The following is a 21,869-nucleotide window of genomic DNA, read 5'->3' as shown; positions in this document are numbered from 1 at the left end:
CACACTTCCTTAAGCCATTACATAATAATGAAAAAACAAATATGCAACCGCTATAATCAATGAAACAATAACGTGAATATATCCATATTTCATATATTTTGAAAAAGAAATATCCACATTTGCATCTTTTTTTAGTAATCCAACTACCACAAAGTTTTGAACAGCACCAAGAGGAGTTAAGTTTGTTCCAAGATTTGCCCCCATAGCAAATGCAAACCATAATTCAAAAGGAGCGCCTTTATTTACTAAAACGGAAACAACTGGAGCCAACACTAATGTTCCAGGAACAGAATTCAAAAATGGCATTACCATTGCAGATACAAACATAAAAACTAACATTAACAACATTGGTGTATTCATAAGTGGCATAAATAAATTTGCAAGAATATCTATTGCACCTATTTCACTTAAAGCATAAGATACAGCAAATAAGGCTGAATAGAAAAATAAAGTATCCCAATCTATTTCATGAGCCATTTCTTCAAAATCTTTGTTAGTTAGAAGCATTAAAACTAAAGCTGATGAAGTAGCTACTACTGCTATTGGTATATGTGTACTTTCATGAGTTAAAAATCCCATTAATGCTATAAAGAAAATTACTACACCTTTTATTGCCATTGATTTATTGGTAATTGCTTTATTTTCATCCATTTCTTTTAATTTTTCTAATTTTTTATTATAAGATTTTGTATCAATTTTATTTTGTATTTTAAAAATAAAAAACGAGGCTACAAATGCTAACAAAGTTATAGGTCCCATTGTAACAAGAAATTTTGTAAAATCAATACCACTTGTTGTTCCTATTATTATATTTACTGGACTTCCAATTAATGTTCCCATCCCACCAATGTTATCCATAACTATAGTTAACATCATTAATGGTGTTGGATCAACTTCTAAAGTATCTGCTACAAGAAAAATAATAGGAGCAATAAATAATATAGTTACCACATTATCTAAAAATGCTGAAAATATTATTACAATTCCCATTAACAAAAATAAAACAATCCAAAATTTATACTTACTTGCTTTTATTGTTTTTACTGCAAAATAAGTAAAAAAACCACTTTCTTTTAAAATTTCAACAATTATAGTCATTCCAAGTAAAATTCCAAGCGTTTCAAAACTAACTATATGACTTAAATTCTCAAGTGTAAATCCTTCAACCGGTTTAAATATAAAAAGCAATGAAGCAAGAAAAAAAGTAATTATAGATTTTTTAATCTTTCTTGTAAAAATAATGAAAAAATAAGTTACAAAAGTTATTGCTAAAACAAGAAGTGTACTCATAACTACCGCCTCCGATATATCATTATATTTATATATTTACATATATAAATATATTAGCAGATACATTATACTACTAAATACATTTTATTTTTGTATCAAAATGTTAAAAAATAAATATAATATTGTGAATTTTCACAATGCAAAAAATATTAAAAATCAGATTATTTTTTTGATTATATAAATTATGGTATAATTTACTGTGAATATTTTTAAGGGAGGGAATTTTATGAATTATATGGAAAGGTATAAAAGTTGGTTAAAAGACAAAAATATTGATGAAAAGACAAAAGAAGAATTAAAAAAAATTTCAGATGAAAAGGAAATTCAAGATAGATTTTATAAAGATCTTGAATTTGGAACTGCTGGATTAAGAGGAAAATTAGGTGCAGGTACAAATAGAATGAATATATATACAGTTTCAAAAGCCACACAAGGATTTGCCAATTTTATTAATAAACAATCAAAAGAATATGCTGAAAGAGGAGTAGCTATTGCACATGATAGTAGACATATGTCCAAGGAATTTGCACTTGATACAGCATTAATTTTTGCTGCTAATGGCATAAAAGCATTTCTTTTTGAAGATTTAAGACCTACACCAGAACTTTCATTTTCAATATTACATTTAAAAACTGCTGGAGGAATTGTGATCACTGCAAGTCATAATCCTAAAGAATACAATGGTTATAAAGCATATTGGGAAGATGGCGCTCAAATAACTTCAAAAATAGCAGATCCTTTAACTGAAGAAATAAATAATGTAAATGATTTTTCTACAATAAAAAGAATTTCAAAAGAAGAAGCTATTGAAAAAGGATTATTAAAAATAATAGGTAAAGAAATTGATGATATATATATAGAAAAAGTAAAAAAACTTTCTATAACAGATGATGTTGATAAAGATTTATGTGTTGTATATACACCTTTAAATGGAACTGGAAACAAACCAGTTAGAAGAGTATTAAAAGAAAGAGGATTTTTAAATGTTCATGTTGTTCCAGAACAAGAAAATCCAGATCCAGATTTTACTACTGTAGGATATCCTAATCCTGAAGATACTAAAGCATTTAAATATTCTATTAATCTTGGGAAAAGTGTAGATGCAGATTTATTGGTTGCAACTGATCCTGATTGTGATAGACTTGCTATAATGGTTAAACATAATAATGAATATGTTTCATTTAGTGGAAATCAAACTGGTGCCATATTAATTAAATATATCATTGATGGTTTAAAAGGCAAGAATGCACTTCCAAAAAATGGAGCAATAATAAAATCAATTGTTACTGGAGATCTTGGAAAAAGAATAGGACAAGAAAATGGTATTACAACCTTTGAAACTTTAACAGGTTTTAAAAATATTTGTGGAAAAGAAAATGAAATAACTAAAAACGGTGAATATGAATTAATTTTTGGATATGAAGAGAGTATTGGTTTTAAAGCTGGAGATTTTGTAAAAGATAAAGATGCTGTTATTTCATCTATGTTATTAGTTGAAGCAGCTGCCTATTATAAAAAAAGAGGAAAAACTTTAAAAGATGTATTAGATGGTTTATTTGAAGAGTTTGGGTATTATCTTGAAAATAACTTTTCAATAATTCTTGAAGGTATTGAAGGTCAAGAAAGAATAAAAAGAATAATGAAAGAATATAGAAATCTATATCCAAAAGAATTTAGTGGAATTAAGATGATAAAATATATAGATTATCTTGAAATGAAAGAACATGATCTTGTTAATAATTCTGAAAAAGAAACTGATGTTCCAAAATCAAATGTTTTAAGATACTTTTTTGAAGATGGATCTTGGTACGCTTTAAGACCATCAGGAACAGAACCAAAGTTGAAGGTTTATATTTACTCTATAGGAAAGACTATGGAAGATGCAAAAGAAAAATTAAATGCAATTAAAGAAAAAATGATGGAAATAATAGATTCTGTTGAATAAAAAATAAGGATAGTTCAATGAACTATCCTTATTTTTTATTTAAGTATTGTTTTAAAAATATCTTATAAATTTTTTCAAATTCATTTATTGAAGATTTATCAAGCCATTTTTTATAGTAATTAGCAGCATCTTCTACAAAATTAGTTTTTAATATTATCTTATTTACTTCATCTATTATTTTTTTACCAAACTCATTTTTAGGAGCCGTAATGTATAATATTGAAAAAATTTTTTTATTCACTTCAGATATTGGTATATAAATAAATTCATCTTTCATATTTAATTTTTTTGATAAATAATTTATGCTTTCAGCATACCCTATAAAATAATCTATTCGGTTTAAATTAAGTAATTTTAATAAATTTTCAATATAATTTTCTCTTGTTAATAAAAATATATTGGGTTTATTTATATATTTTTGTATAATATCATCAATTTCTTTACTATAGGATATTTTTTTATTGATTCCCAACGTTAAACTTCTTTCTTTTAATAAACTTTCTAATTTTATTTTATTGTTTTTGTCAAAATATTTTTTAAATTTATTTTTATCAGATTTTCTTATAATTATTCCATTTGGAAGAGTTACTCTATAAGGTAGCGAATAATATAAAAATTTTTCTCGTTCTGGAGTTTTAAAAAGAAATAATGCACATACATTTTTTTTATTTTTCATATCAGTTAAAGCACGTGAAAGAGATGTTTGATAATATGTAATATCATAATGATTTAATTTCTTAATTAAATTATTTAAAGTGTTAAATTCAAATCCCTTAAAATCATTATTTTTATTTATTATAAAAGCAGGTGGATAATTTGTTATAAACCATTTTATTTGTTTATTTGAAAAAATAATAATTGAAAAAAATATAAAAATAAAAAAAATTATTTTTTTCATTGTTTTTCCCCCTAACACATATTTTTATTCAATTAAATTATACTATATTTAAAAAAAAAATAAAAATCACTGAATACTAATATTATAATAATTATTATTTTCAATCAATAAAGCAGAAAGCGAATAACCATAAACACACCCTGTATCTATGTCAATTGAAATCAGATCTTGATCTTTTGAATATTTATAATATGATTCATAAATATTTTTGGGTTTTATTCCATAATTAGTTAAATAAAATACTGGAGTATGTCCATGAATTATTACTTTATTTTTATAAGGTTTTTCTTGTTTAAGAAAATCTTCTCTAACCCACAAATACGAATAATGTTTTTTTATAGCATTTTCCTTTTTACAATTTAAATCTTGTTCTTCAATATTTAATTTAAAATCTCTTATTCCACCATGTACAAATATATAATTGCTATATTCATAATAAATATTATTTTCTAAACTTTTTAAAAAAAATATATATTTTTTATCAATATGTTTAATATAATCATTATTATAAGAATTACATAAAGAATTCAATGTTTCCTTTGCCCCATTTTTAAACCAAACTCCTTCATTGTATAAGTTTTTTTTATACAAAAAATCTATTGCCATATTTTCATGATTTCCTTGAAGAAAAATACTTTTATTTGTTTTTGAATAATCCAATATAAGATCCAAAGTTTCTTTTACTTTTGTTCCTCTGTCAATATAATCACCAAGAAAAATAGTCTTTTCAATTTTAAATTTGGAAAGTTGATTTAATATTTTTTTTAATTGTTCATAACATCCATGTATATCACTTATTGAAGCTATCATTTTTTTACCTCACTTTTAATTATAAAAGATTTTTTTAGATTATTATATATAATTAATTTTTATGAACTTTGCATTTTAATTTAAAAAATTTTAAAATAAATTAAATATAATTTGGAGGTGAAAAATAATTAAAGATATTACAGAAATACTTCATCATTTAGAAGAAAATGAATTAAGTTTTGGATCTGTAACCCCCCCAATTTTTCAGACATCTATATTTAATTACAAAAATTTTAAAGATTTTAAGAATGCTCTTTTAGATGAACCAAATAGTTATATATATACACGAGGAAACAATCCAACAGTAAATATTTTAGAAAAAAAACTTGCCGAACTCGAACATGGAGAAAAAGCAAAGCTAGTTAGTTCAGGCATAGCCGCTATTTCAAATAGCATCTTAGCTTTTGTTAAGTCTGGTGATCATATAATTTGTGTAAAAGATACTTATAGTTGGACAAAAAAATTAATGGAAAATTATCTTTCGAGATTTAATATATCCCATACATATGTTGAAGGTAATGATATTATTGAAATAAAAAATGCTATAAAACCTAACACTAAAATTATATATCTAGAAAGTCCAACCACCTTTACTTTTAAGTTGCAAAATTTAAAAGAAATATCTACTTTATCAAAAAAACATGGTATAAAAACTATTATTGATAATACATGGGCAACACCAATTTTTCAAAATCCAATAGATTATGGTATAGATATAGTAATCCATTCAGCCTCAAAATATCTTGGAGGTCATTCTGATTTAGTAGCTGGAATAATTATTGGTAAAAAAGAAGATATAAGAAAAATTTTCGAAACAGAATTTCAAAATATTGGAACAGTTCCAGATCCATTTGTTGCTTGGCTAATCTTAAGAGGATTAAGAACGTTACACATAAGAATGGAAAGACATTATAAAAGTTCCATGGAAATAGTTAATTTTTTAAAAAAACATAAAAAAGTAGAGAGTGTTTTATATCCTTTTGATAAAGATTATAAACAAATACAATTAGCAAAAAAACAAATGCGAGGTGGTTCTGGATTATTATCTTTTAAACTTAAAACAAGAGATTTAAATAAAATAATTAAGTTTACAAATAGTATAAATTTTTTCAAAAGAGCTGTTAGCTGGGGAGGATATGAAAGTTTAATAATACCTTATGCAGTAACTCTTAAAGAAAATGAATTATCAAACAATGAAAATATTTCATTGATAAGAATACATGTTGGTTTAGAAAACACAGAACTTTTAATGAATGATTTAAATAATGCTTTAAAAAATATTTAAGTTAACATATCAAACTATTTAAAACCATGACAAAAGTCATGGATAAAAAAATGTTAAAAGAGTTATAATTATTTTATAAATATGAGATAAGGGGTGAAATTATGTATACAGATGAAAAAATTGTTAAACCAAAAAGAAAGTTTTTTCCAGAAGATATCAACTTAAACTCTTTCGAAACTGTAAAAGGTATTTTTGAAAAATTATTAGACGAAGAAATTAATTCAACAGAAGAATTATTAGAGTTTATAAAAAAAGTTAGTGAGTTCAATAATATTTTATCAGAAGAAATGGCTTGGAAATATATTAATATGACAAGATTTGCAGATAAAGAAGAATATTCAAAAGATTTTAATACTTTTTATGCAAATGTAGTATCTCCAAGTAATAAATACGATTTTGAAATTAATAAAAAAATATACAACAATAAATACTTTAAAAATCTCCCAGAGGATTTTGAATTAATGAAAAAAATAATAGCAAATGAAATTGAAATGTTTAGGGAAGAAAACATACCACTTCAAATAAAAGAAAATGAATTAACAACTAAATATGCAGAAATAATGTCAAAATTAACAGTTGAATTTGATGGAAAAGAAATGACTTTAATTCAACTTGGAAAGTATTTAAAAGATCCTGATAGAAATATTAGAGAAAAAGCTTGGAGAGTTGGAGCAGAAAAAATAAATGAAAAAGCAAAAGAATTAAATAATTTATTTGACGAATTAAAAAAAATAAGAATAAAAATAGCAAAAAATGCAGGCTTTGATAATTATAGAGATTATATGCATAAAGCTAAAGGAAGATTCGATTATACTCCAGAAGATCTAATTGAATTTCATAATTCAGTAGAAAAAGTAGTTCTTCCTGTTTTAAAAGATTTAAACAATAAAAAAGCAAAAAAATTGAATGTAGAAAAATTAAGACCTTGGGATACAACAGTAGATCCAGATGGAAAAATTTTAAAACCATTTGAAACAACAGAAGAATTTATAAATAGTGCTATAAAAATTCTTCATAATGTAAAACCAGAATTTGGTGAAAATTTAAATAAAATGAAAAATTCAGGTTTCTTAGATCTTGAAAATAGAAAAGGAAAAGCTCCTGGAGGATATAATTATCCTTTAAGTGAAACAGGTGCTCCATTTATATTCATGAATGCTATTGGTATGCAGGGAGATGTAAGAACTCTACTTCATGAATCAGGACATGCAATGCATTCGTTTTCAATGAATTGGATTCCATATTCTTATTATCATCAAACACCAAGCGAAGTTGCTGAACTTGCATCTATGTCAATGGAACTATTAACTTTAGATTATTTAAATGAATATTATACAGATAAAGAAGATATAAAAAAAGCTGTATTAGAACAATTTGAAAGATCATTAGATGTTCTTCCATGGGTAATGACAGTAGATGCCTTTCAACATTGGATATATTTAAATCCAGATCACACGGCAGATGAAAGAACAAATTATTTTAAAGATCTAATGGATAGATTTAATACTGATATTGATTGGACAAATTTAGATGAAGAAAAAGGAAATAGATGGTTAAGACAATTACATATATTTGAAGTTCCATTTTATTATATAGAATATGCTATGTCTCAATTAGGAGCTTTAGCTATTTATAAAAACTTTAAAGAAAATGGCAAAAAAGCTGTTGAACAATATGAAGCTTTCTTAAAACTTGGATATACTAAGCCTGTTAGTGAACTTTATAGAGCAGCTGGAATAAAGTTTGATTTTTCAGAAAAGTATATAGGAGAATTAATGGAATTTATGAAAAAAGAAATTGAAAAAGCTGAATCATTATAAATGAATTATTATAAAAATAAATCATAATACATAATAAAGAATAAATGGAAATAATTCCATTTATTCTTTTTATTTGACAAATAAAGTTTTATATTATATAATATTTTTATATAATAGTTTTTGGAGGTTATCATGAGACAACAAAGAAATTGTAGAGGCTTAGGTGGAAAAGGATGGTGGCTTTCATCAATAATATTACTTTTAATAGCAGAAAAGCCTTCATATGGTTATGAATTAGTTGAAAGATTAAAAGAATTTGGTATTACTTTAATAGGCAATGGAAACATGGGAAGAATTTATACATTTTTGAGTGATTTTGAAACTAATGATCTTATAACTTTTAATTGGGATACAACTTATAGTCCACCAAGAAAAATTTATACTATAACTGATAAAGGATTAGAATTTTTATCTGAAATAAAAAAAGAAATGGATGGATTAAAAAATACAATAGAAATATATGAAAAAAAATATAATACAATAGCACAGAATTAATTCTGTGCTATTTATATTTTAATTTTGATAAAAAATATTCTTAGGGTATAATTTAAATGATAAAAAAATAAGGAGGGATTTTAATGCAATCAGAAATAAAAGTTCTAAAGAAAGATGTAACCCTCTATGAAAAAGGTCAAAAAGTTGATAAACTTTATTTTATTAAAGATGGAATAATTGAAATTGAAATTAATGATGAAATAAAAAAACAAGATTCAGGTTCTGTTGGTGAATGGGCTTTATTAAAAATACCCGCTGTAGAAACTGTAAGAGCTTTAAAAGGAGCTAAAATTGTTTCTGTTTCTCCTGAAAATTTATTAAAAATGAAAGAATATGGAAAATTACTTTTAAAAATTTTTAAATCAATTACATTTAGATTGAATTTTGTTGATGAAATAATTTCTCCAAATATTTCTCCAGGAAATGCTATGGAAACTTTTTCTAATATATATAAAGGATATACATTTAGAGAAAATGACTTTATACTTCATTATAGAATAATGAAAAAATATTATAGAGAAAATAAATTAGAAGATGCTGCAAAAGAACTTGAAAAAATTGATGTAAGAAAATTAGATTTAGATATGCATGATGAGTTAGAAATTTGGAAAAGTATATTAAAATATAAATTAAATCCACAATTTGGGAAAGAATATTTGCACAGAGTTTATTCTAAAGATTCAAAAAAAAGATTATCATATAATTATTTTGAGACTTTAGTTAACAAAGAAAATAATGCATTTTATGATTTATATGGAAAATATGGATTGCACGTCCCTAAAAAAACTGTATTAATTGTAGAAGGAGACAGAGCTAAAGATATTGGATATTTATTGTTAAAAGGTGGTGTAAAGGTTGCGCGTTTTTCTGAAGGAGAAGAAAATATTCTAGCTGTAATATTAAATGGCGAGTTTTTTGGAGAAGCAACATTATTTAATGAAAGAAAAAGACAAGCTACCGTTTTTTCTGATAAACCATTTGATGTTATAGAATTTTCTAAAGAAACTTTAAGTGAAACTTTTGAAAAAAGTCCAGAATTTGGTTTAAAATTAATACAAAACCAATTAAAAAGAATTGTAAATACTTTAAAAATGGATAGTATATTAAAACTAGACCCTTATAATAGAATTAATGAACTCTTTAATAATTTTTATACCAGATTTATAAATGCAAATATGACAATTAATGAATTATCTAGATTTGCAAATGTAAAAATTAGCGATGTTATAGATGTAACTTTAAAAAGAAATATGAAAATAGATCCGGAAGGTCATATAAAGTAGGTGAATTTTATGTATTTTGTAAAAAATTACTCATATTCTCCATCAATAATTGAAGAAAATGATAGAAAAACTATTTTAAAATCAAATTATCCATGTGAATTTAAAGAATCATCCAAAATTGTTTTGTATAAATATAATGCAAATTCAAATAAAACATTATTGTTTATACATGGGTTGGGAACAAATAATTTAAAATATTTAAAATGGTTTCCTGAACAATTTGCAAAAAATGGTTATAATGCAGCAATGATGATACTTCCTTATCACTTTGAAAGAACACCAGAAGGCTATAAAAGTGGTGAATTATTTTTATCTACAACCAAAAATGAAGTTTTAAGATCTAGATTTGAACACTCAATTGTAGACGCTTTAACCTCAATAAACTATTTAAAAAATACTTTTTCAAACAACATATATTTAATGGGTTTTAGTTTTGGTGGGTTTGTTTCATTAATGTCTGCTGCAATAAATAATGAAATTAAAGGTTTATCACTTGCTGTAACTGGTGGAAACTTTTATTATATAACTTGGAAAAGCTTTGTCACTAAAACTTTAAGAGTTCAATATGAAGAAAATAAAGAATGTAATCCAAAAAGATGTTATGAAATTCATCAAAAATATGATGAATATATAAATTCTTTAAGTAATTCAAATATTGAAATAGACAAAGCACCAATGCCTTGTTTTGAATATGATCCTTCTACTTTTGCAAAGTTTATAAAATCTCCAACAATTAATTTTAGAGCATTATTTGATATTTTTATACCAAAAAAATCAACAATGGATTTATATAATAGATTACAATGTAAAAAAGAACTTTACAGTATCCCATCTGGTCACTTAACTTCGTATTTATTTAAAAAAAGAATATTTAATAAAACAATAACCTTTTTCAACAATATATAAATTTTTGAAAAAGGTTATTTATTATATATATAACTTTACCTGACATAAAATGCAATTTTTAATATCAAGAAAAACTATCCTTCCTTACTATTTTTAAGACCTTATTTTATATACAATTCTTTTAAAATAAATTATTTATCTTATTCATAAATAAAAACTTATAAATAAATAATTAAATATATATTTTACTTTATTAATAAAACAGTGTATTATTATTTATGAACTTAAAAATAGTGAGGTGATAGTTATGGGTAGTTATCAAAAAATAAATCCTAAAAAACCTAAAAATATTGAAGAAAGAAAAGCTTATTTAATTGGTGGTGGAATTGCATCATTAGCTGCTGCTGCATATTTAATTAAAGATGGTCATATGCCTGGAAAAAATATTAACATATTAGAACAAGGTAATATCTTTGGTGGTGCAATGGATGGAGCTGGAGATGCAGAAAATGGTTATGTAGCACGTGGTGGAAGAGAAATGGAAGAACATTACGAATGTACATGGGAATTATTTGGAATGGTACCTTCATTAGAAGATCCTTCAAAAACTGTATTGGATGAATTTAAAGAATTAAATGATATAGATCCTAACTTTTCTAATTGTAGAGTAATAGCAAATCGTGGAGAAAAACTTGATTTTTCAACTCTTGGATTAAGCGAAAATCATGTAAAACAACTTACAAAATTATTTCTTGCAACTGAAGAAGCATTAGGAGCAACAACAGTTGAACAATTTTTTGATAAATCATTTTTAGAAACTGATATGTGGTTATATTGGAGAAGTATGTTTGCATTTGAAGAATGGCATAGTGTTGTTGAAATGAAAAGATATATGCATAGATTTATACATTTAATGCCTGGAATGAGTAAAATGGATGGTTTAGTTTTTACTAAATACAATCAATACGATTCAATGATTCTACCACTTCAAAAATGGTTAGAATCTCAAGATGTAGTATTTAATAAGAAAACACAAGTTACTGATTTAGATATAGAAGAAATAAATGGAAAAAAAGTTGTATTAGGAATTCATTTAACTCGTGATGGAAAAGAAAAATTTATTAAAACAACTGCAGATGATTTGGTATTTTTTACAAATGGTTCTATGACTGAAAATTCAACATTAGGTAGTATGGATAAAGCTCCAGTATTAAATAGAGAATTAGGTCCTGTTTGGAAATTATGGAAAAAAATTGCAGAAAAAGATCCATTATTTGGAAAACCTGAAGTTTTTTGTAGTGATGTAGATAAAACAAAATGGGAATCATTTACAATTACTGCAAAAGGTCCAAAAATGAAAGAATTAATTGAAAAATATGCCGAAAGAAAAATAATGCCACATAGAACTGTAACGGGTGGAATTATTACAATAAAAGATTCAAATTGGTTAATGAGTGTTACTGTTAATAGACAACCTCAATTTAAAAATCAACCAGAAGATGTAATTGTATTATGGGCTTATGCTTTATTCCCAGATAATAAAGGAGACTTTATTAACAAAAAAATGAGTGAATGTACAGGTAAAGAATTACTACAAGAATTATTATACCATTTTGGTATTGATGAAAAGGATATGCAAGAATACATAGATTCTTCAATAGTAATTCCTGCAATGATGCCTTATATAACAAGTCAATTTATGCCAAGAGTAAAAGGAGATAGACCAGACGTTGTTCCAGAATCAAGTAAAAATTTAGCATTTTTAGGTCAATATGCAGAAATACCAAATGATTGTGTATTTACAGTTGAATATTCAGTTCGTTCAGCAATAATGGCTGTATATAAATTACTTGAACTTGAAAAAAATCCACCTGAAATATACCCTAGTCAATATGATATAAGAGTTATGGCTAATGCAACAAAAGCTATGTATAGTGGAAGACCTTTACCAGGAGAATTTATAATAAAAAAATTATTAAAAGATACATCAATGGATGGTTTAATATAATATCAAAGAGGAAAGTCATTGACTTTCCTCTTTATTTATAGTAATTAAGAACAAAATCTCTAAATTTTTTAGAATTTTCATTCATATATTTATTTTTTAACCAAGAAAAACCAATGGACCATTTTTCATTTTGATCTAATATTTTAAGTGTTTTTGCAGGGAAATTTGGATATAAGTTTAATAAAGTTCTTGGAATAATACTAATACCAAGACCTGATTTTAGCATCCTTTCAATTAATGTAAATTCTCCTTCAATTATAATATTTGGCTTAAATCCAGATCTTTCAAACATACTGTCCGTTAATTTTCTAAAATCATAATGCTCTGTTAAATTTATAAAATGTTCATTTTTTAATTCTTCCAATCTTACAGCTTTTTTATGAGCTAAAGGATGATTTTTTGGAACAACAACTAAAATATCATCTTCAATTAATACTTTACTTTCAATATTTTTATTATTTAATAATGGATGAGTTATAGCAAAATCTATAACTCCCTTTTCTAAAAGTTCTGTTATTTTTTCATAAGCTACAAGTGATTGTTTTATCGTTATTTCAGAATTACTTTCTAAAAAATCAATAATAATATTTGTTAGAAAAGTTGTTCCTGTAGTTGCAAGAATAATTTTTTTATTTTCCATATTTTTCAATTCATTAATTTCTTCTAATGCATAAGATAGCTCATTAAATATAACATCGACATGATTTAAAAAAATTCTTCCATAGTCATTTAAAATTATTTTTCTATTTACTCTGTCAAATAATTTTATTCCTAATTCATCTTCAAGTTTTGCAATAGTCATGCTCAACGATGGTTGTGAAATATGTAAATTTTCAGCTAATTCTGTCATATGTTGTGAGTAAGCTAATTCTCTAAAGTATTTTAACTGTAATAGATCCATTGAATCACCTCTAATTAATTGTATCATAATATTGTAAAAAAATTATGATAAAATTTTGATATATAGAAAAGGCTGGTGAGACTTATAATTAGCGTTATTGGCGGAATAAATGTTGATATAAAAGGGTTTTCAAAAAATATTATAATGAAAAATTCTAATCCTGGAAATATAAAATTTAGTTGTGGCGGTGTTGCAAGAAATATAGCTGAAAACTTGGGTAGATTAAATATTCCTGTGAAATTGTTTGGTATTGTAGGAAATGATTTTTTTGGTAATTATGTAATAAAAGAAACTAAAAAGTATGGAGTAAATACAAATTTTATAGAAACAATAAAAAACAAACAAACTGGTATATATTTATCAATAGTAGACAATAAAGATATGCTTGTTTCAATATCTGATATGAATTCAATTGATCATTTAAATAAAGAATATATAGATAAAAATGAAAAGAATATTTTTAATTCTAAATATATAATTTTAGATACAAATTTAAATGAAGAAATTTTAAAATATATTGTATATAAAAATATACATTATAAAAGAACATTAATATTAAATACAGTTTCTATACAAAAAGCTAAAAAAATATATAATATAAAAAATAATATACAATATATAATTACTAATTTATATGAATTCAATTCATTTTTTAACAAAGATATAAAAAATATTGAAGAACTAAAAGAAATAAAGAATTATGATAGTTTATGTGATATAATAATTACTCTAGGAGAAAATGGTATATTTGACCTTAAGAATAAAAAACATTATAAATCATTAAAAGCAAATATTAAAGATGCAAATGGCGCAGGAGATGCGTTTTTATCCGGCTTTGTTTATGGATTATATAATAATAAGAGCATTGACGAATCTATTCTTTTTGGCCAATGTACTTCTGTAATAACTTTAGAATCAGAAAATAGTGTTTCGGAAATACTTTCAAAGGATGTACTCGATAATAAATTTTATAGGGAGGTAGTAAAATGAATTTAACAGAATATTTAGATTTTTCAGATGAAGTAATGCAAGGTATAAAAGAAAATAAAGCTATTGTTGCTCTTGAATCGACAATAATTTCTCATGGTATGCCTTATCCACAAAATGTTGAAACTGCTAAAAATGTTGAAAGTATAATAAGAGATTTAGGTGCTGTACCTGCAACAATAGCAATAATAAATGGAAGAATAAAAATAGGATTGAATGAAGAAGATCTTGAATTTATGGGAAAAGAAAAAAATATTTTAAAGGCAAGTAGAAGAGATTTACCAGTAATAATTTCTAAAAAATTAAATGCAGCAACAACCGTTGCTTCTACAATGATATGTGCAAACCTTGCTGGAATAAAAGTTTTTGTTACTGGTGGCACTGGTGGAGTTCATAGAGGTGGAGAAAATTCATTTGATATATCCGCTGACTTACAAGAACTTGCTAAAACCAATGTTGCGGTTGTTTCAGCTGGTGCTAAATCAATACTCGACTTGAATTTAACTATGGAATATCTTGAAACTTTCGGAGTTCCCGTAATAGGTTTTGGAACAGATGAACTTCCTGCATTTTATTCAAGAAAAAGTGGTATAAAAGCAAATTATAAATTAGATACACCAAAAGAAGTTGCAGAAATGCTTAAAGTAAAATGGGATTTAGGCTTAGAAGGTGGAGCAATAATTGCAAATCCTATACCAGAAGAATATTCAATGGATTCAAAAATAATAAACAAAGCTATCGAAGACGCTTTAGATGAAGCAGATGAAAAAGGTATAACTGGTAAAGAAGTTACTCCATTTTTATTATCTAAAATTAAAGATCTAACAGAAGGTAAAAGTTTAAAATCAAATATACAACTCGTATACAATAATGCTAAAGTTGGTGCAAAAATAGCTATTGAATTACATAAAATATCAGATTAAAACGTCCAAAAGGACGTTTTTTTATTTATATATGTTATAATAATACTATAGTCACAGTAATTATACAGCAAACACATAGGTCACAATGGAGGTTTTTATGGAAAATGAAAAAATAAGATATATAATTTCAAATTTATATGATGAACCTTTAAAAGATAAAAAATATATGATTAATAGAAAAAATGATTTAAATTATATCAATAAAATAATTTATTACCAACCTCTTGGCGTATACGGTATTTGTGGCGAAACTGGTGTTGGTAAGACAACAACTCTGAATTTTATTGATGAAAGCAATTTAAAAAAATTTAATATTTTAATTTCAGAAAAAGAAAGTAAAGAAAGCATTATTATAGATTTTTTGTATAAATTATCACTATTAACTTTAAAAGAGAGTAAATCTAAAAAATCTAAAAATATTGCAAATGAAGCAAAAGAATTTATACTGAATGAAAAAACTAAAAATATGGAATACAGTACTGGTACAAATGCAATAATTAAAGTTAATTACTCTAAAAATTTAACTGAGTATAAAAGATATAATATATACACAATTCAGGAATATTTAGAAAAACTTGTAAACGTTTTAATAAATGAATTCAAAAGAGTATTGATAATTATAGATGAATTAGATAAAGAAAAAAAAGAAGAAATATTAATAATATTAGATTCTTTAAAACATATTTTAAACAAAAGAGAGTTAATAGTATTTATATCGCTTCCATTTTCAATATATAGAGAATATACAAACGATAGAATGAAATGGAATAAAACAGGAAACTTAGAAAATATTTTTAAAGATATGATATTTTTAAAACCTTTAAAAAATATTGATATTTCACAAATGATTTTAAAAAGATTAGAAAAATATCCAGAGTTTATATCTCCTGACTCATTAAAAGAAATAGCAGATTATAGTGAAGGAAATCCAAGAGACGCACTTTGGATTACTCAACAAATTATATTGAATAATACAGAAAAAAATATTATAGATCTCAAAACCACAAAAGAAGAAATCAAAAAAATTGTAAGACAGTATTTTAAAATAAATAAAACACTTACAGAAAATCAAAAAATTTTAATAAAAGAAATTTCAAATAAAAGCGATACAAAAAATAATATTGTAAAAAAATTGGAAAAACAAGGTTTAAAAAAACAAACAGTCTATACATATATAAATAGACTAAAAGATGAAAATATAATTAAAGAAAAAGATGGAATTTTTTATATCCCAAAGAAAATATTGTATGCACTCGATATTTAATCAATAATCGTTTCATTTATTTTAATTTTTGTTTCTGCAATGTAAAAAAAGCTTTTTAAGCAATTATTTTTAGTTTTTATATAAAATTATACGCAGTGAAAAAAATAAACGTCTTAAAAACGATTTTTAAAGCTTGTTATTTTTAGAAGACACAAGTGCATTGTGTCTTCTAAAAGAAAATAATTAAATATGCTTAAATAAAGAGTTATAGAGAATAAAAATATTTTCTATTTTTTTATAAAAAAGTTTTAGAAGACAAAAAATGTGATATAATGATATTATGTATTATAAAAAATAGAGGGATAAAAAATCAAAAAACATTTATAATTCTTTTTATTTTTTATGGAAATATTTTATATACATTATAAATATAACTATACATTGTATATATAAAATAAGTTTTATAATAATTATTAGTTAATATAATCAAATATATAATTTATATAATAATATATATTGTATAATAGTTTTTAAATTATAAAAGAGGTGAGCTCATGAATTATGTAGATCCAATTAAAGATGTTAAAATTATAAATAAAATAAAAAGACTAATGCTAAAACATGAAAAAATAAAAGAATATGCATTATTTGTAGTTGGAATAAATAGTGGATTGAGAATATCTGATATTTTATTATTAAAATGGGATGATGTATTGGATGATTCAGATAACATAACAGACAAACTACGTATAAAAGAAAAGAAAACTGGAAAAACAAAAGTATTTCCTTTAAACACTGCTGCTAAAGAAGCACTTAATAAGTTAAAAAAACAATTAAAAAATATTGAATATGATGAACACATCTTTAAATCAAATTCAAATAGAACAAAATCTAAAGCATCTCCTTGGAGAAGACAATATGTATGGGATTTTTTACAGACATATGCACAACTTGCAGGTTTTACAGGAAATATTGGAACGCATACCTTAAGAAAAACCTTTGGTTATCATGCTTATACAAATGGTGTATCTTTAGAATTAATTCAAAAAATATTTAATCATTCCTCACCTGGAATAACATTGAGATATATTGGAATAACTCAACAAGAAATCGATGATGTTTATTTAAATATAATTAATTTATAAAAAGTAGGTTATTAATAACCTACTTTAAAATATAGTGAGTATTTCTACCTTTACCTTTTCTTTCAATTAAATTTTTATTCATTAATTCTTTTAAAATTTCTTTTGCTCTTGTGTCTTTAATATTAAATAATTTTTTAAGTTCTTTTGTAGTAATTTTTTTATTCTTTTCTATATAAATTAAAATTTTCCCCTCATAATCCGTCGCTAATTTGGTAATTTTCATTTGATCTAAAAATTTCAGCATCAACAAAATCACCTTTTTCTTTTATAATAGGAAATTTTAATCCATTTTTATGATAAAATATATTGAAGTATTAAATATGAGGTGAATTTATGAATTGTACAGTTGAATTAGTAACTGAATTAAAAAATAATACAAATATTGAAAAAGCAAAACATTCAAAGCAATTCTTTAAATCTTTTCCAGGAGGATACGGAGAAGGAGATATGTTTTTAGGTATTACGGTTCCAATACAAAGAAAAATAGCTAAAAAATATTATAAATTTTGTACTCTAAAGGATATTGAAGTATTGCTAAATAATGAATTCCATGAAATTAGACTTACTGCATTATTTATATTGACATATAAACTTGAAAAATCTGATAATAATGAAGAGATCAAAAAAATTGTAGATTTGTACATCAATAAAATAAGTAAAGTAAATAATTGGGATTTAGTTGATTCTTCTGCTCCAAAAATTCTTGGACCATATTTTTTAAACAAAGATAAAAGTTTATTGTATAATTATGCTAATTCAAATAATCTTTGGAAACAACGAATTAGTATAATAACTACTCAATACTTTATTAAAAATAATCAATTTCAAGATACATTGAACATATCAAAAATTTTATTAAATCATAGTCATGATTTAATACATAAAGCAGTTGGATGGATGTTGAGAGAAATTGGAAATCGAAATTTTGAAGTAGAATTTAATTTTTTAAAAGATCATTATAAAAATATGCCAAGAACAATGCTTAGATATGCAATTGAAAAATTTGACAAAGAACTTAGAGTAAAATTTTTAAAAGGAAAAATTTAAATTCTAACTATGCATAATAAAAATAATTTATCCACCAATTAAAAATACGGAAGAATTATTCTTCCGTATTTATTGTAATAAATTCAAAACTGATCCTGGCGTTGATGCTTGTTGTAATAAATAATTTGAAGAAACCATAATTTGTTGATGTTTTAACATATTTTCATATTCATTTTTAAAATCTATATTTTGAATTTCTTTGTATTTATAGTTTATATTATTTATAGAGGATTTTATTTTTGAATATAAATTATTAGTATCTGGTTCAGGGTTTTTTATTTCTTCTGGAATATCAGAATTTGTTGGTAATAATTGATTAATATCATCTATGCCAGTATATCTTTGACCATTTGTATTTATTTCTACTTTTTCAATACTTCCTTTAATTGTTGAAGAAGCCCATCCATAAGTAGTTACGGTTGATATTGCTTTACCATTCAAAGTAATTGTAAAATCATTTGCTTCATTAGTGAGTGGAACATTAAAATTAAATGTTTTCCTTCCATTTGAATAATCAAAAATTCCAAATGCAAAATCAAATGGATCTCCATTTATAACATTTTTTGTTTCTGTTTGTTCAATTCCATTTTTATCGGTATAAGTTACTCCCAAGGTTAAATTATTTGAAGCTGAAACACCTTGATTTAATCCAGCGTATATTAAATCAACAGCAAATTTAGTTTCCTTAGATGATTCAGCATATCCTTTTGAAAAATCTACAAATTTACCATTATTAGATGTAGTAGTAGTAGTAGTAGTAGATGAATCAGTATATTTTTTTGAAAAATCCATATTTACATTATTTATAGATATATCTTCTTCTTTTTCAGGTACACTATCTGAACCCATTATATAATCATGTGCAATTTGAAATCCCCAGGTTAATAAGTCTTTTTGTAAATCTCCACTAAATCCTTGTAAATTACTATTTAAGTCTGAAATATTTTTTGGATCAAAATTTGTAAAATCTTCTAAACTTAATCCATACCTGCTTGCAAAATCATTTGCATTTTCTAATAAGTATACTTCTTCATTAGTTAAATTGTACTCATTTGCAATTGATTCAACAGTAACTGAATTATTCCCATCTTTTAATTCATTCAATGAATTTTGTAAATCAGATAAAGTTTTATTTTTTTCTACCACATTATTTTTTATAGTATTTTCTATTTCCTTTCCATATTCATCCCATATATATCCAATTGCTTTTTTAACTCCTGCTTTGACAATTTCTTTAGCAATTTGTTTTGCTGCAGTTTTAGTTCCTCCAGTAACAACTGCTTCTGCAACAGATTCAAGATCTCCTCCAGTAATTAATTCGTTGTAATTTACTGTTATAGAAATTTGTGCTGTATCTGCATTTGTATCTTCAAATGGATTTTTTAATATTTTTATAGTTTGAGAAAAAACACCTGTCTTTTCATTTGGTTGTCCTAAATTTAAAGGAGTAGCAAATGAACTTGCACTGACATCACCTGTATCATTCATATAAGTAGATATTCCAGCAATTGCATAGTTGGTAGTATTTGGAATTGCTGTATTGTTATTATTATCATTTACAAAATTATTTACGTCATTCATATAATTTGAAAGCGTGTTAGTATCTTCTTTTGATAATGCTGCTGAATAAGCTAAAAATGGCGTAACACTAACTATGTTAGTTTTATTTTCATAGTTTTGTACTTTGGTTAAAGTAGTTAAAAAATTACTTTTTAAACTCGTATTATCTTTTATATTTTGATATGCAACCAAAAACTCAGCTTTTTCAGGATTATCGAGTTTAGTAATTGTATTTACAACATTTTCTAAATTTGAATCATTTTTCCATTCAACTACCTTTTGTAAAAATTTATTTATTACTTTTTCATCTAAATAATCATTTTTTAAAGTATTTGTTGTATTTATTATATTTTTTCTTTGAGTATTGGTATCTAATTCTGTAAGAGTTGTTCCAAGTTGCGGTAAAATGTCTGTTATACTGTATTTGTTTTGATTTACAAAATTTAAAAAATTATTCAATGCAGAGTTATCAATATTACCATTAAATAGTTTTTTAGTTGTATAAAACACACTTGCTAAAGCTTGTTGACCTTCATATAATGAACTGTATGTATTAGATATGTCTAAAAATTTTTTTGTTGTATCTTTATTTTTATAAATTTCAGTATCATTAAATAATGATAAAAAATCTTCCACTTTATTTTGTTTGTTTAATGAAATATTTTTTGTTGTATCAAAAAATTTATTCAACTCATCACTATTATAATTATTTTCCTGTAAATTTTCTGTTGCTTTGAGATATTCTCCAATTTGATCTGAATTACCAGCAATTAACGATAATGCTCCCTCCAAAAATTTTCTCGTTGTTGTTGAATTTCCTTTTAAATCTTTTAGTATATTATTAATATCATTCATATTTTCAGAACTTATATTTTGAGTTAATTTATTTTTTATATCTTCTGTTGAGAGATTAGAATATTTTGAATTATTTATTAATTGTTTTGTTTCAAATAATTTTTTTTCTAAGTTTTTAGTGTCAGTATTAAATAAACTCAAATTAGTAGAAAATTGAAAAGCATTATTTAGGTCAGATTGTTTTAAATTTAACGAATAAGTATTTTTATTTAGAATATCTTTTTTAGAAAGGGCATTTTGATTTATTTGAATAAAATCACTTAATTGATCTAAATTACTTTTATTATTCAAATAATTTTTTGAAAGATTAATTTGAAGATTTTTATCATTGTTTATTTTTAATCCAGTAGACAATTTTTTTATATTTGAAAGTTTTTTTTGAAAATCACTATTATTTATAGTACTGGAAATGTTATTTCTTATTCGCATAAAAATCACTTCCTTATACTATTAGATATTAATATTATATCAAAAATATGTTTCTTTTTATTTTAATTGAAGAGTATATTTGGTTATGATATAAAAAACATTATATATATTTTTTAAAATTATTATGTTATAATGATT

At 24.0% G+C, this 21,869-nt stretch carries 18 protein-coding genes; 12 read left to right on the top strand and 6 right to left on the bottom strand.

Translation table 11 applies throughout. From position 1 onward, the window contains the following. Positions 1-9: 9 nt before the first annotated feature. Entirely contained in the window at positions 10-1,290 is a 1,281-nt protein-coding gene (locus IGS63_RS08090) for an ArsB/NhaD family transporter (protein ID WP_190613989.1), read from the bottom strand. 226 nt (positions 1,291-1,516) lie between these two features. Between IGS63_RS08090 and IGS63_RS08085 the strand changes: the two genes are divergently transcribed. Then, positions 1,517-3,235, top strand: a complete 1,719-nt coding sequence (locus IGS63_RS08085) for a phospho-sugar mutase (RefSeq protein ID WP_190613987.1) — start codon at positions 1,517-1,519, stop codon at positions 3,233-3,235. Between the two features lie 28 nt (positions 3,236-3,263). On the opposite strand, the gene IGS63_RS08080 is transcribed toward IGS63_RS08085, so the two are convergent. After that, positions 3,264-4,133 carry a TIGR02285 family protein gene (locus IGS63_RS08080; protein WP_190613986.1) on the bottom strand — a complete coding sequence of 290 codons (870 nt, stop codon included), beginning with the start codon at positions 4,131-4,133 and terminating at the stop codon, positions 3,264-3,266. Positions 4,134-4,199: 66 nt separating this feature from the next. Then, the gene (locus IGS63_RS08075; protein ID WP_190613984.1) at positions 4,200-4,943 is read right to left on the bottom strand and encodes a metallophosphoesterase family protein; all 744 of its coding nucleotides are present in this window, start codon (positions 4,941-4,943) and stop codon (positions 4,200-4,202) included. 124 nt (positions 4,944-5,067) lie between these two features. Between IGS63_RS08075 and aar the strand changes: the two genes are divergently transcribed. The 6 genes from aar to IGS63_RS08045 all read left to right on the top strand — a co-directional run bounded on the left by aar (position 5,068) and on the right by IGS63_RS08045 (position 12,680). Then, positions 5,068-6,228 (top strand): bifunctional L-alanine/L-glutamate racemase, encoded by a 1,161-nt coding sequence (aar, locus tag IGS63_RS08070; protein WP_190616149.1) that lies wholly within the window; start codon positions 5,068-5,070, stop codon positions 6,226-6,228. Between the two features lie 101 nt (positions 6,229-6,329). Further along, positions 6,330-8,048 (top strand): M3 family oligoendopeptidase, encoded by a 1,719-nt coding sequence (locus IGS63_RS08065; RefSeq protein ID WP_190613983.1) that lies wholly within the window; start codon positions 6,330-6,332, stop codon positions 8,046-8,048. A 132-nt stretch (positions 8,049-8,180) separates the two neighbouring features. After that, a complete protein-coding gene (locus IGS63_RS08060; RefSeq protein WP_190613981.1) occupies positions 8,181-8,543 on the top strand; it encodes a PadR family transcriptional regulator in 363 nt (120 codons plus the stop codon). 83 nt (positions 8,544-8,626) lie between these two features. Beyond that, on the top strand, positions 8,627-9,826 hold the full coding sequence (locus IGS63_RS08055; protein WP_190613979.1) for a cyclic nucleotide-binding domain-containing protein: 1,200 nt from the start codon (positions 8,627-8,629) through the stop codon (positions 9,824-9,826). A 9-nt stretch (positions 9,827-9,835) separates the two neighbouring features. Then, a complete protein-coding gene (locus tag IGS63_RS08050) occupies positions 9,836-10,732 on the top strand; it encodes an alpha/beta hydrolase (RefSeq protein ID WP_190613978.1) in 897 nt (298 codons plus the stop codon). Positions 10,733-10,979: 247 nt separating this feature from the next. Next, entirely contained in the window at positions 10,980-12,680 is a 1,701-nt protein-coding gene (locus IGS63_RS08045) for an oleate hydratase (protein WP_190613976.1), read from the top strand. A 31-nt stretch (positions 12,681-12,711) separates the two neighbouring features. Here IGS63_RS08045 and IGS63_RS08040 read toward each other — a convergent pair whose 3' ends face one another. Next, positions 12,712-13,581 (bottom strand): LysR family transcriptional regulator, encoded by an 870-nt coding sequence (locus IGS63_RS08040; protein WP_190613974.1) that lies wholly within the window; start codon positions 13,579-13,581, stop codon positions 12,712-12,714. A 75-nt stretch (positions 13,582-13,656) separates the two neighbouring features. Between IGS63_RS08040 and IGS63_RS08035 the strand changes: the two genes are divergently transcribed. The 4 genes from IGS63_RS08035 (at position 13,657) to IGS63_RS08020 (ending at position 17,840) form a co-directional block, all read left to right on the top strand. After that, positions 13,657-14,571 carry a carbohydrate kinase family protein gene (locus tag IGS63_RS08035; RefSeq protein ID WP_190613972.1) on the top strand — a complete coding sequence of 305 codons (915 nt, stop codon included), beginning with the start codon at positions 13,657-13,659 and terminating at the stop codon, positions 14,569-14,571. After that, complete coding sequence (locus IGS63_RS08030) at positions 14,568-15,491, top strand: pseudouridine-5'-phosphate glycosidase (protein ID WP_190613971.1); 924 nt, start codon at positions 14,568-14,570, stop codon at positions 15,489-15,491. The genes IGS63_RS08035 and IGS63_RS08030 overlap by 4 nt, the downstream gene beginning before the upstream one ends. A gap of 97 nt (positions 15,492-15,588) precedes the next feature. Beyond that, positions 15,589-16,755 carry a P-loop NTPase fold protein gene (locus tag IGS63_RS08025; protein ID WP_190613969.1) on the top strand — a complete coding sequence of 389 codons (1,167 nt, stop codon included), beginning with the start codon at positions 15,589-15,591 and terminating at the stop codon, positions 16,753-16,755. A 494-nt stretch (positions 16,756-17,249) separates the two neighbouring features. Then, on the top strand, positions 17,250-17,840 hold the full coding sequence (locus IGS63_RS08020; protein ID WP_190613967.1) for a tyrosine-type recombinase/integrase: 591 nt from the start codon (positions 17,250-17,252) through the stop codon (positions 17,838-17,840). A gap of 19 nt (positions 17,841-17,859) precedes the next feature. On the opposite strand, the gene IGS63_RS08015 is transcribed toward IGS63_RS08020, so the two are convergent. Continuing rightward, a complete protein-coding gene (locus IGS63_RS08015; RefSeq protein WP_190613966.1) occupies positions 17,860-18,084 on the bottom strand; it encodes a helix-turn-helix domain-containing protein in 225 nt (74 codons plus the stop codon). Positions 18,085-18,173: 89 nt separating this feature from the next. Here IGS63_RS08015 and IGS63_RS08010 point away from each other — a divergent pair, with 89 nt between their 5' ends. Further along, a complete protein-coding gene (locus tag IGS63_RS08010) occupies positions 18,174-18,887 on the top strand; it encodes a DNA alkylation repair protein (RefSeq protein ID WP_190613964.1) in 714 nt (237 codons plus the stop codon). Positions 18,888-18,956: 69 nt separating this feature from the next. Here the strand turns inward: IGS63_RS08010 and IGS63_RS08005 are convergent, their stop codons facing one another. Next, positions 18,957-21,731, bottom strand: a complete 2,775-nt coding sequence (locus tag IGS63_RS08005; RefSeq protein WP_190613963.1) for a hypothetical protein — start codon at positions 21,729-21,731, stop codon at positions 18,957-18,959. Positions 21,732-21,869: the final 138 nt, after the last annotated feature.

Source organism: Tepiditoga spiralis (genome assembly GCF_014701195.1).
Lineage (GTDB): Bacteria > Thermotogota > Thermotogae > Petrotogales > Petrotogaceae > Tepiditoga > Tepiditoga spiralis.
The sequence above is the reverse complement of the archived record's forward strand: the minus strand, read 5'-3'. Positions and strand labels throughout refer to the sequence as shown.